The sequence below is a fragment of the Janthinobacterium sp. 17J80-10 genome (genome assembly GCF_004114795.1).
Classification (GTDB): Bacteria; Pseudomonadota; Gammaproteobacteria; order Burkholderiales; family Burkholderiaceae_D; genus Paucimonas.
Window position 1 is genome coordinate 1,468,846 of record NZ_CP035311.1, and the last position, 11,531, is coordinate 1,480,376.

The 11,531-nt window shown below is 59.3% G+C and carries 8 protein-coding genes and 1 pseudogene; 4 read left to right on the forward strand and 5 right to left on the reverse strand.

The window, feature by feature from the left end; genetic code table 11:
• Window positions 1–33: 33 nt before the first annotated feature.
• Both EKL02_RS06660 and EKL02_RS06665 read left to right on the forward strand, forming a co-directional pair.
• A pseudogene (locus tag EKL02_RS06660) lies at window positions 34–543 on the forward strand (ABC transporter substrate-binding protein); the annotation flags it as partial.
• Between the two features lie 233 nt (window positions 544–776).
• Window positions 777–1,310: a hemerythrin domain-containing protein gene (locus tag EKL02_RS06665; protein WP_128901322.1), complete on the forward strand. Its 534-nt coding sequence runs from the start codon at window positions 777–779 to the stop codon at window positions 1,308–1,310.
• 77 nt (window positions 1,311–1,387) lie between these two features.
• Here the strand turns inward: EKL02_RS06665 and EKL02_RS06670 are convergent, their stop codons facing one another.
• Window positions 1,388–2,590 (reverse strand): acetylornithine transaminase, encoded by a 1,203-nt coding sequence (locus EKL02_RS06670; RefSeq protein WP_128901323.1) that lies wholly within the window; start codon window positions 2,588–2,590, stop codon window positions 1,388–1,390.
• A gap of 220 nt (window positions 2,591–2,810) precedes the next feature.
• On the reverse strand, window positions 2,811–3,839 hold the full coding sequence (locus tag EKL02_RS06675) for a CDP-6-deoxy-delta-3,4-glucoseen reductase (RefSeq protein ID WP_241687809.1): 1,029 nt from the start codon (window positions 3,837–3,839) through the stop codon (window positions 2,811–2,813).
• 12 nt (window positions 3,840–3,851) lie between these two features.
• Here EKL02_RS06675 and EKL02_RS06680 point away from each other — a divergent pair, with 12 nt between their 5' ends.
• Window positions 3,852–4,769 carry an SDR family oxidoreductase gene (locus EKL02_RS06680; protein ID WP_241687810.1) on the forward strand — a complete coding sequence of 306 codons (918 nt, stop codon included), beginning with the start codon at window positions 3,852–3,854 and terminating at the stop codon, window positions 4,767–4,769.
• 21 nt (window positions 4,770–4,790) lie between these two features.
• Here EKL02_RS06680 and EKL02_RS06685 read toward each other — a convergent pair whose 3' ends face one another.
• Together EKL02_RS06685 and EKL02_RS06690 are read right to left on the reverse strand one after the other, a co-directional pair.
• Window positions 4,791–6,575, reverse strand: a complete 1,785-nt coding sequence (locus EKL02_RS06685; protein WP_128901326.1) for a GspE/PulE family protein — start codon at window positions 6,573–6,575, stop codon at window positions 4,791–4,793.
• Between the two features lie 109 nt (window positions 6,576–6,684).
• A complete protein-coding gene (locus EKL02_RS06690) occupies window positions 6,685–7,512 on the reverse strand; it encodes a spermidine synthase (RefSeq protein ID WP_128901327.1) in 828 nt (275 codons plus the stop codon).
• 191 nt (window positions 7,513–7,703) lie between these two features.
• Here EKL02_RS06690 and EKL02_RS06695 point away from each other — a divergent pair, with 191 nt between their 5' ends.
• Complete coding sequence (locus tag EKL02_RS06695; protein ID WP_128901328.1) at window positions 7,704–8,477, forward strand: YoaK family protein; 774 nt, start codon at window positions 7,704–7,706, stop codon at window positions 8,475–8,477.
• A gap of 24 nt (window positions 8,478–8,501) precedes the next feature.
• Here the strand turns inward: EKL02_RS06695 and EKL02_RS06700 are convergent, their stop codons facing one another.
• The gene (locus EKL02_RS06700) at window positions 8,502–11,375 is read right to left on the reverse strand and encodes an EAL domain-containing protein (protein ID WP_164931968.1); all 2,874 of its coding nucleotides are present in this window, start codon (window positions 11,373–11,375) and stop codon (window positions 8,502–8,504) included.
• Between the last annotated feature and the right edge of the window lie 156 nt (window positions 11,376–11,531).

Genomic DNA, 11,531 nt, shown 5'->3' on the forward strand with positions numbered 1-11,531 from the left:
ACAATCGTTCGCCGGGTGAAGGCTTCCAGGAAGTCAATCAACTCGATCAAGGCGGCTCGGGAGTTTGGCATTGACAAGAGCATGAAGGTCGTCGCGATGCACTTGTACATCAATGACGTGCATTCTCTTGGCCTGAATGTGGCGCAGGACCTCTACATGACCGATGGCTGGTACTGGGATCTGAACGACCAGACGCGTGCCTGGTCGAAGAAGTACTTCGCCAGGATGAAAAAGATGCCGTCACTGTTGCAGGCCGCCGACTATTCGGCAGCCATGCACTACCTGAACGCAGTCAAGGCGATCAACAGCGATGATGGCGACAAGGTGATGGCACAGATGAAGGCAACCAGGATCAACGACATGTTCGCCAAGAATGGCTACATTCGCCAGGATGGGCGCATGGTGCATGACATGTACTTCATGCAAGTCAAAAAGCCGTCGGAATCGAAGTATCCCTGGGATTATTACAAGCTGGTTGAAGTCATCCCCGGTGAAAAAGCCGCAGCAACCAAGGCAGAGTCCAAGTGCGCACTCTGGAAGTAAGCTAGTGCACAACCAAGGCCCGGCGTTCTCGCCGGGCTTTTTTGTTTTGGCATGCTTGCTTTGTCTGACAGCGGATATCCCGGAAGGAATGCCGTGAGTCTGGCAAATCCTGTTGGGCTCGGTTTTTTTTGACGTTGCGATTGCATAGAGGATCGTAGTTTGAGCAAGTCGACATTACGAATGTCGATGATCTCCTATGATCAATTCAAGGTACACCAGCCCCGGAGACGATCATGCCCACTACCGCAATTCAGAATGCCGCCAAGCCTGCCAGCGCACGTCGTACGACAACGGCGAAGCCGGCCACTGCGGGTGCCGCCGACGCAATCGCATTATTGAAAGACGACCACAAAAAAGTGAAAAAGCTTTTCAAGGACTTTGAAAAACTGAAAGAAGATGGCGGTGACGAGGAGAAAGCGGCGCTCGTGAGCCAGATCTGCATGGAGCTCACCGTGCATACGCAAATTGAAGAGGAAGTTTTTTATCCTGCGTTCCGCAAAACCAAGGATGCGGAAGATCTGGTCGATGAAGCCGTGGTCGAACATGCCACCGCCAAGGACCTGATACGCCAGTTGCAGTCCATGCAGCCGTCAGATGAGCTTTACGATGCCAAGGTGACCGTTTTAGGCGAGTACATCGATCACCATGTCGAAGAGGAAGAAAAGGAAATGTTCAAGAAAGCGAAGCGAGCCAAGCTTGACATGGCGGCACTTGGTAAAAAGCTTGCCAGCCGCAAGAAAGCCATATTGAAGGAATTGCAGCACTAGGGTGGGCGCCTGAAGGCACTCTTTGCCATATCCAGAAAGGCACCTTCAGGTGCCTTTCTTTCCTATGGGTTGCGCGACTAGCCCTTGATGCGACCAATGATATCCGAGAGCATGGTAATCATCTGGTCGATCTCCGCAGTGGTGACATTCAGCGCCGGCATGAAGCGCAGCAGGTTCGGGCGTGGCGAATTCAGCAGCAGGCCGACCGGGCCCATGTCGCGCGCCACGTCGACGATTTTCGGGCCGATCTCGGCACCGAGATCCAGCGCGCGCAGCAAGCCTTCGCCGCGTTCCGCCCCCAGGCCATGCTTTTCGGAAAGTTTTTTCAGTTCGCCGGAAAGATAGGCGCCCTTGTCGCGCACGGATTGCATGAAGCCGTCCGCCAGCAGGGCCTCGATGACGGCGACGCCGACAGCGGTCATCAACGGGTTGCCATTGTAGGTGCCGCCCTGGTCGCCGGCTTCAAAGCAGGCAATTTCCTCGCGGCAGAGCAGGGCGGCCAGCGGCACGCCGCCGCCAATGCCTTTGCCCAGCGTCATGATGTCCGGCACGACATCGGACAGCTGGTAAGCGAACAGTTCGCCCGTGCGGCCCATGCCGGTCTGCACTTCATCGACGATCAAAAGGATGTTGTGGCGCTGGGTCAGCTCGCGCAAGCCTTGCATGAATTCGCGCGAGGCCGGGATCACGCCGCCTTCGCCCTGCACCGGCTCCAGCATGACCGCGACGGTATGGCTGTTGACCAGTTTTTCCACGCTGGCCAGGTCGTTCAGGTCAGCCTTGGGGAAGCCTGGCACTTGCGGCGCATACAGGGTGTCCCAGCCCGGCTTGCCGCTGGCCGACATGGTCGCCAGGGTACGGCCATGGAAGCTGTGCTTGAAGGTGATGATTTCAAAGCGGCTTTCATCTTTGGCATTCTTGTTCTTTTTGCCCCATTTGCGCGCCAGCTTGATGGCGCCTTCATTGGCTTCGGCGCCGCTGTTGGCAAAGAAGACGCGGTCGAAGCAGGAATTATTGGTCAGCAGCGACGCCAGCGCGACCGACGGTTCATTGTAAAAAGCCGGGGAAGGGTTGATCAGCTTTTTTCCCTGCGCCACCAGCGCATCCTGGATACATTGCGGCGAATGGCCCAGGCAGTTCACCGCCCAGCCTTGCAGATAGTCAAGATATCGCTTGCCCTGATGGTCGGTCAGCCACATGCCTTGTCCTTCGGTAAAGACAAGCTCGGGGCGGTTGGTGACATACATCAGGGCGTTGACATCGTACTGGCTGAATTCCATTTGGGGTTCCTCAACTGGGCTTGGTGAAAATTGTTAGACGGGCTTTAAATGATAAAAAAAAAGCCACAGGATTGTCCTGTGGCTTCAGCAATCGACAAATACTTACGCGCACGGCATCCGGGATCGGGGCATCGGGCTACGGCGTCGCAAGAAATTGGCTTTGGCATTCATAAGTCCAATAGTATGCCGAATTGCACAGTGCGTCAAAAAAATACGTCACTTACGGTTTGGCCAGGTCGGCTTCGGAGGTGAATGAATCGGCGAAGAACTCATCCTCCGGCAGCCCGCATTGCGCCACGAACTCACGCTGCGCCGAATCGACCACGATCGGCGCGCCGCAGGCGTAGACCTGGTAACCCGACAGGTCGGGCAAGTCTTGCATGACGGCCTGGTGGACGAAGCCGGTGCGGCCGTTCCAGCCGTCCTCGGGCAAGGCATCGGAGACGACCGGGACGTACTTGAAATTCGGCAGGGTATGCGTCCACTCCTCGCACAGCGCATGCATGTACAGGTCCTTGGGACGGCGGCCGCCCCAGTACAGGGTCATGGGCCGCGCGGCTTTCTGGCTGGCGGCATGTTCTATGATTGCCTTGATCGGCGCAAAGCCGGTGCCGGACGCCAGCAGCACGATGGGTTTGTCTGATTCTTCGCGCAGGAAGAAGGTGCCAAGCGGCCCTTCGAAGCGCAGGATGTCGCGCTCCTTCATGGCGCCGAACACGTGGTCGGTGAACAGGCCGCCAGGCATGTGGCGCACGTGCACGGTAATCTGTTCATCCAGGTGCGGCGCGTTGGCCATGCTGTAGCTGCGGCGCTTGCCGTCCTTGAGCATGAATTCGATGTATTGGCCGGCGCGGTATTGCAGGCGTTCCGCCGCAGGCAATTGCAGCGCGACCAGCATGACGTCGTCCGCCAGCTTTTCGAGCTTTGCCACGCGGGTGGGCAACTTCTTGATCGGGAAGTCGCCTGCGCCCAGCACTTCGCGCGCTTCGATCACGATGTCCGATTGCGGCGCGGCGCAACAGAACAACGAATGCCCTTGCTGCTCTTCCGCCAGGGGCAGGGCTTTTTCCTGGTGCTTGCCGTGGGTGACGGCGCCTTCCAGCACCTTGCCCTTGCAGCTGCCGCAGGCGCCGTTCTTGCAGCCATACGGCAGGCCGACGCCGGCACGGATGGCTGCCGCCAGCACGGTTTCGCCATCGTCGCAGGTAAATTGCCGACCGCTCGGCTGTACAGTTACTTGGAAAGTCATACAATTCCGCAAATGAATGATAAAAATCTGTTCCGTAAATCCATGCCCATCGGTGCTCCTGGCCGCGCTTTCGGCAAGCCACGCCTGCTCATTATCGGCTGTGGCGATGTCGGCATGCGCCTGTTGCCGCTGGTGCGCGGACATTTCCGGGTCTTCGCCGTCACAAGCCAGCCGGCGCGACGCGAAGAATTGCGTGCCGCCGGCGCGGTACCTATCGTCGCCGACCTCGACCGGCCGGACAGTCTCAAGCGCCTGGCAGGACTGGCGCACTGGGTGGTGCACCTGGCGCCACCGCAGGCAGAGGGCGAAAAAGACCGCCGGACCCGCAATCTCACCGCCATTTTACCCGACAGCGCGGCTCTCGTTTATGTCAGCACCAGCGGCGTCTATGGCGATTGCCAGGGGGCGTGGGTCGATGAGACCCGTCCGGTACGCCCGCAAAACGCCCGCGCGCGACGCCGGGTGGATGCGGAAAGTACGTTGCGGGCCTGGGCCCGGCGCTCAGGTTCGCGCCTGGCCATCCTGCGCGCCCCCGGCATTTATGCCGCAGACCGGCTGCCGGTCGAACGCCTGAAGAAAGGCACGCCGGCGCTCTGCGCGGACGATGACGTCTATACCAACCACGTGCATGCCGACGACCTTGCGCGCATGGTAGCGCTGGCGCTGTTTCGCAGCCGGCCCAATCGCGTCTACCATGCGGTGGATGACACCGACCTGAAAATGGGGGAATACTTCGACGCCGTGGCCGACGCATTCGGCTTGCCGCGCTCGCCCCGGCTGCCGCGTGCCGAGCTGGCAAAGGCGGTGTCTCCCATGCTGCTGTCCTTCATGTCCGAGTCCAGGCGCCTGGCCAACAGCCGCGTCAGGAAGGAATTGCGCGTGCGCCTGCGCTATCCCGATGTGCACGCGCTGCTGCGAGCTCAGGCGTAGCCTGGCTGGCACGGATGGCCTTCAGCGGTGCAGGGATGCCGTTACCGTCAGTATTTCTTCGGCAGTTGTGACGCCCTCGATAATCTTGAGTGCGCCGGCAATGCGCAGCGGTTTCATGCCATCGGCGACGCTTTGCCGGCGCAGTGCGTGGATATCGGTGACTTCCTTGATCATGCTGGTGAAATTCTGGCTCACCGTCAGCAATTCGTACAGGCCGGTACGCCCCTTGAACCCGGTCTGGCGGCATTCCGGGCAGCCGACCGGGCGATAGACGCTGGCGGGCCTCGGCAAATCCCAGCCTTCCGTAAGGTTGTTCCAGATTTCTTCGGTGATTTCGCCGTCGGCCGACTTGCAGTGCGGGCAAAGGGTACGCACCAGGCGTTGCGCCATGATGCCGATCAGCGTGGCTTCCAGCAGGTAGTAGGGGATGCCCAGTTCCAGCAGGCGCATGACCGCCGAGGGGGCGTCATTGGTGTGCAGGGTGGACAGCACCAGGTGGCCGGTCAGGGCTGCCTGGATCGCCATTTCCGCGGTTTCGAGGTCGCGGATTTCGCCGATCATGATGATGTCGGGGTCCTGGCGCATCAGCGCGCGCACGCCGTCGGCAAACGACAGGTCGATACCGTGCTGCACCTGCATCTGGTTGAACGCCGCCTCGACCATTTCGATCGGGTCTTCCACCGTGCAGACATTGACTTCGGCGGTGGCCAAAGATTTCAGGGTGGTGTAAAGCGTGGTGGTCTTGCCCGAGCCTGTCGGCCCGGTCACCAGGATGATGCCGTGCGGCCGCTTGGTCAGGTAGTCCCAGCGCGCGGCTTCTTCCGGCGGAAATCCGAGTTCCGGCAGGGTCTTGACCACCACTTCGGGGTCGAAGATACGCATCACCAGCTTTTCGCCGAAAGCCGTCGGCAAGGTGGACAGGCGCAATTCGATTTCCTGCCCGCCGGGCGTCCTGGTCTTGATGCGGCCATCGAGCGGACGGCGTTTTTCGATCACGTCCATGCGCCCCAGGAGCTTGATGCGCGCAGTCATGGCGATCATCACCACCGGCGGCACCTGGTAGACCTGGTGCAGCACGCCGTCGATGCGGAAACGGATTACGGCAAAATCGCGCTTTGGCTCCAGGTGGATGTCGGATGCCCGCTGGTCGAAGGCGTATTGCCAGAGCCAGTCGACGATATTGATGATGTGCAGGTCATTGGCGTCCATGTGCTTGTTGGCAGCGCCCATTTCGACCAGTTGCTCGAAATTGTTGCGCAGCGCCACATCCTGCCCGGTGGACTTGTGTGCTCCCTTGATCGACTTTGCCAGCGCGAAGAACTGCGAAATGTACTGGGAAATGTCGAGCGGATTGGCGATCACCAGGCGCACTTTGCGCCGTGTCAGCTTTTCGATTTCTGCCTGCCATTCCGCCATGGAGGGAATGGCGCTGGCGATGGTCAGTTCGGTTGCGCTCAATTCAACCGGCAGGATATTGAAACGCGATGCATAGTGGGCCGACATGACATCGGCGACCTTGGTGAAATCAATTTTCAGCGGGTCGATGCGCAGGAATGGCAGATTAAGCTTGCCGGCCATCCATTCGGCCAGCATGTCCAGGGTCAGCTGCCGGTGCGGCGGCTGCGCCGATTTCAGCTTGCTTTGCGCCAGTGCCGTCAGCGGATGCATGCCGGCAGGGGAGTTGTTGAGGATGGCCAGCGCATGCGTATAGCTGGCCCTGGCGTCGGCCTTCTCGACGATGCCGTCCTCCATCAGCCAGTTGAAGATTTGTTTCAGGTCCAGCGGTTTATGCGTTTCTTTGATCATCTTGCCCAGGTCGGTCGGTGGCGATGCCCATCCGGAGAGGCGGGCTTTTCATGCAGCAAGCGTAACAGCTGCGCAGGCGCTTGGCAAAGCGCCCACGCCGCCACTGTCGTCAGGCGGCCGCAGCACGCAAGCCGTTGACCCAGGACTTGGCCGGCAGCTTCGTCAATTCCTTGATTTCGGCGGCGCGTTCGTGCAGCCAGGCGAAATCCAGCTGGGGCGCGCGCTTGAATGCCAGCGCGACGACATTGCCTTCATGGACCTCCGGCAGGCACAGGACGCAGTCGAAGGCAAAGCGCATGGCCTTGAGATTCTTGGCATAACTCGGATGGTCGCCGAACAGGTTCACCGTCATGATGCCATCCTCGGCCAGGGCCGCGGCGCAGGCCAGGTAAAACTCGGGGGTATCGAGCACCGGGCCGCGCGCGGTGGCGTCGTACAGGTCGACCTGCAGGGCATCGATGCTGCCGGCGATGGCCGGGTCGGTGATGTAATCCAGCGCATCCATTTCAATGACGGACAAACGCTCGTCATTGGGCGGCAGCTTGAACATCGACTGGCAAATAGCCATCACCGACGGATTCAGTTCGACTGCAGTGACTTGCGCCTCCGGAAACTGGCGGTAACTGAATTTGGTGAGGGCGCCCGTGCCGAGTCCAAGCTGGACGATATGCCGGGGCTGGTCGATGAACAGCATCCAGGACATCATCTGCTGGGCATATTCCAGCTCGATCCAGTCGGGTTTGCGGATGCGCATGGCGCCTTGCACCCACTCTGTGCCGAAGTGCAGGAAGCGCACGCCATCCTGTTCGGACAGTGTCACCGGGGCGAATTTGGGCTTGCGTCGGGCGGCCTGCCTGGCGGGAGTGGCGCTGTCTTTGCTTCCGGGCCCCTCCCTGCGGTTGGCCTGGGCTTCAATGGATTTACGTCGGATTAACATATCGATAATGCAGAAGGGGTGCTGCGCCGTCTGCCTGTGCCGGCGCTTGTCGCGGCATTATAGCGCCCGTGGGCGAGGCGGTTGGCGCAATTCAGGCGGCAGACGCGACTGTTTGCCCACATTTGGCGCTACACTGAAGGATTGCCGCCTTCATTGCCATTCCAGTTGTCGTGTAATAAAGCCAAATCCTCATGCCAGTCCAATTCCTGCGCCGCCTGACCGGCCGGACCCGCACCCGACGCGCCAACCGCCAGCTTGGCACCGTGCTCGCCTTTGTCGCCGGCGCGGTCAACGCCGGGGGCTTCCTCGCCATCAAGCAGTACACTTCGCACATGACCGGGATCGTTTCATCGGTGGCCGATAATATCGTGCTGGGCAACGGGCTGCTGGCGCTTGCAGGCATTTGTGCGCTGGCCGCTTTCGTTTGCGGCGCGGCCACCACGGCGGTCATGATCAACTGGGCGCGACACCGCAAAATGCATAGCGAATACGCGCTCTCGCTGGCGCTGGAAGCTGCACTTTTGCTGGTGTTCGGCCTGCTGGGCGCGAACCTCGAAGCTTTGGTGGCCGTGTTCATTCCGGCCACCGTCCTGCTGCTGTGTTACATCATGGGCTTGCAAAATGCCGTCGTCACCAAGATCTCGCATGCGGAAATCCGCACGACCCACCTGACCGGGGTGGTCACCGACCTGGGGATCGAACTGGGCAAGATGCTGTACTGGAATCGCCGCCATGACGCCAGGTCGGAAGAGTATGTGGCGTCTGACCGCGACCGCGTGCTGATACACGGCACGATCCTGTCGATGTTTTTTCTTGGCGCGGTGGCTGGCGCCTATGGGTTCAAGGCGATCGGCTTTGCCGCCACGATACCGCTGGCGCTGATGCTGTTGCTGTTTGCGATGATTCCCATCCTGGATGACATCTCTCTGATCTCGTCGCTGTATCGTCGCCAGCGCCGCCCGTAATGCCGGGGCGTGGCAAGACGGTAGTCAATGCAAGTCCTTGAAGGGCGCATCCTTTTCCTGCGACGGAATGCGGTTGATCTGTGACCAGTAGCCGCTCAGCATCAGATCCTCGAATTGTTTTGCCGATACGGGCGGGCTGAAAATGAAGCCCTGCGCGCTGGTGCAATCCCGCGACTTCAGGTACGCAAGCTGTTCGGCGGTTTCGACGCCGCCCGCGGTCACGCCTATGCCCAGGTCATGCGCCAGGCTGATGATGGCAGAAGCAATGGCGGAATCCTGGCGGCGATGCGGCAGATGCTGGACAAAAGCCTTGTCGATTTTTAATCCATCGACCGCGAATTCCTTCAGGTCGATCAGGGCTGTCGTGCCGATGCCGTAATTGTCGATGGTAATGCGCACCCCTTTGCTGCGCAGGCCGGTCAACTGCGCCTTGATTTCGGGGTGACTTGCCAGCATCGATTCAGGAATTTCCAGTTCCAGGCAGGATGGCGCAAGTCCCGTTTCCTCCAGGATGGATGGCAGCAAGCGAACGAATTCCGGATCGCCAAATTGCCGTGCCGAGCAATTGAGCGAGATGCGCAGGCTGGCCATGCCCTCGCCATGCCATTTTTTCAGCTGCGCACATGCCTGCCGCAACGCCCATTCGCCGATTTTCACGATCAGATCGGATTCTTCGGCAATTTCGATGAATTCGCCCGGCAAGATCATTTCCAGGTCGCTGGTTTGCCAGCGCAGCAAGGCTTCGACGCTGGTGATTTTCCAGCTCGCCAGGTCAATTTGCGGCTGGTAATACAATGAAAAGCGATTCTGCTCCAGGGCTTCGCGCAATGCCAGCTCCCGGTTCTTTTTCCAGTGTTTTACCTCGGTTAGGGCCGGTGTGTAAAACTGGTAGTTGCCACGCCCCGCATTCTTGGCCTGGTAGAGTGCCAGATCGGATCGCTTGAGCAGATCAACCGGATTTTTCGCGTCCAGCGGAAAAGAACTGATGCCGACGCTGGTGCCGCTCAGGATTTCGTGGCCTTCCAGCTGGTAGGGCCGCCCCAGTTCCTGAATCAGTTTTTTTGCCAGCGTGACAGCGGCGCCCGGTTGCGCGGCATGCGCCTGGATCACCACAAACTCGTCGCCGCCCAGGCGGGCGACCGTATCCGTTTCGCGTACCGATGAGAGGATGCGGGAGGCAACTTCTTTCAGCATCAGGTCGCCGGTATGATGACCGAACGTGTCGTTGACGTACTTGAACCGATCCAGGTCGAGCAACAGGACCGCCAGGGGAATCTGGCTGCGCTCCGATTGCGCAATCGCCAGGTGCAGCTGGTTGCTGAAATGGACACGGTTCGGCAATCCGGTCAGCATGTCATGCAAGGCCAGAAATTGCGTCTGCTCCTCGGCGAGCCGCTCCGCCGTCTGGTCGCGCATGACCTTGACGAAGCCGCGCAAGCTGTCATCCTTGTTCCGCAGGGGCATGGTTACGCCATTTGCCCAGACCCGTGTGCCATCCTTGCGCAGATGCCAGCGGATGTCGTCGGCGCGCCCCAGATTCCTGGCCGTTTCCAGTTCCATTTCAGCCCGTCCGGACTTGCGGTCTTCCGGCGTAAACAATTCGGCGATCGGGTGGCCCACCGCTTCCTGCTGGCTTAGCCCGATGATCTTTTCCGCGCCCGGGTTCCAGCTGGTAATGATGCCAACGGGGTCAGTCATGATAATGGCGAAATCGGTTGTGGTTTCTACCAGAAGACGGTAATTTTCACTCGATTCATGCAGGGCTTGTGCCGTCTGCACTTGCTGGGTAATGTCCGTATGGGTTTGCAGGTACAGCCAGGGAAAGCCGTCCCGGCGTTCCAGTGCCCACTGGCCGAAAGCGATGATTTTCCGCCCGTCCCGGGCGTGCAGCGTTATTTCGCCTTGCCATTGTCCGGTTTCATGCACGCTGGCCTTGATGTCTGCAAGTGCCACGGGAAAGTGCGCATTCAGCAAGGCATGGCAGTTTTGCCCAATGGCCTCGGCGCGGCTGAAGCCGTACAGGCGTTCGGCACTGCGGTTCCAGAACGTGACTGCATCGTTCATGTCGCTGGTGAGGATGGCGTCATGCGACAAGTCGAGCAGGCTGGCACGTTTGTTCAGCACATGCGCCTGTTGAGACAATTCCTTTTCCCGCTTGCGCAACTCCGAGATGTCGTGAAATACCAGGACGCCGCCAGTAACTTTGCCTTCCTGGTCCCGCAGGGGCCTGGCATTGATCTGTACGCAGGCATCGCCATCCAGATTCTCATGCCGGACCATTGCGATGAACCCGCGTATCTCTTCCCCTCGCAAGGCCCGCGCCATCGGCCGTTCATTTTCAGGAAAGAGTGTCTTGCCATCTGGCATTATCAGCTGATAATCATGGTAAGTCTGCTCGGGAAACGCGTCGGAGGGCCGCAGGTTCAGCAGCCGCTGCGCCGCGGGGTTGACCAGAGTCAGCCGGCCAGTCGCATCTGCCACCGTTACCGCATCTGGCATCACCTCGAGGACGGATCTGGTAAAACTTGCCTGATGCTGAATTTGTTGTTCAAGTTCTTTGCTATGTGAAATGTCGTGCAGCGAGGCGGAAAAAACAAGGCGGCCCGCCAGTTTTAGGGGCGTAATGGCCAATTCCACGGGAAATTCGCTGCCATCCTTGCGGCAAGCAAAAGTTTCCACGCGGCGCCCCAGCAAGTGGTGTTCGCCAGAATCCAGGTAATGTTTTAAGCCAGCCAGATGCGCCGCTTTGTATCTTTGCGGGATTATCGTTTCGGTCAATGCTTTCCCGAGCGCTTCCTCCCGGCTCCAGCCAAAAATTTTCTCGGCTTGCTGGCTCCATTCCAGGATTTGGCTATCTTCATCAATGGCAATGAATGCATCGAGCGCATTGTCCAACATGAGGTGATACAGCTGCTCATCTTGGGCAATTTCTTGGAATGAATGCATAAATGCCGGATACCTGGCGGGATAAGGAGTACCCGTATGACAAGATGCAGCAATGATGGTTTCTTGCAGGCCGGACGACATCCTGCGTTCTTCTGATTTTTTTCATGC

Coding starts and splice junctions, on each gene's coding strand:
- EKL02_RS06670 (WP_128901323.1), bottom strand. CDS start 2,590: ATGGAATTCAGCCAGTACGATGTCAACGCCCTGATGTATGTCACCAAC.
- EKL02_RS06695 (WP_128901328.1), top strand. CDS start 7,704: ATGCCAGTCCAATTCCTGCGCCGCCTGACCGGCCGGACCCGCACCCGA.
- EKL02_RS06700 (WP_164931968.1), bottom strand. CDS start 11,375: ATGTTGGACAATGCGCTCGATGCATTCATTGCCATTGATGAAGATAGC.
- EKL02_RS06690 (WP_128901327.1), bottom strand. CDS start 7,512: ATGTTAATCCGACGTAAATCCATTGAAGCCCAGGCCAACCGCAGGGAG.
- EKL02_RS06675 (WP_241687809.1), bottom strand. CDS start 3,839: ATGACTTTCCAAGTAACTGTACAGCCGAGCGGTCGGCAATTTACCTGC.
- EKL02_RS06680 (WP_241687810.1), top strand. CDS start 3,852: ATGAATGATAAAAATCTGTTCCGTAAATCCATGCCCATCGGTGCTCCT.
- EKL02_RS06665 (WP_128901322.1), top strand. CDS start 777: ATGCCCACTACCGCAATTCAGAATGCCGCCAAGCCTGCCAGCGCACGT.
- EKL02_RS06685 (WP_128901326.1), bottom strand. CDS start 6,575: ATGATCAAAGAAACGCATAAACCGCTGGACCTGAAACAAATCTTCAAC.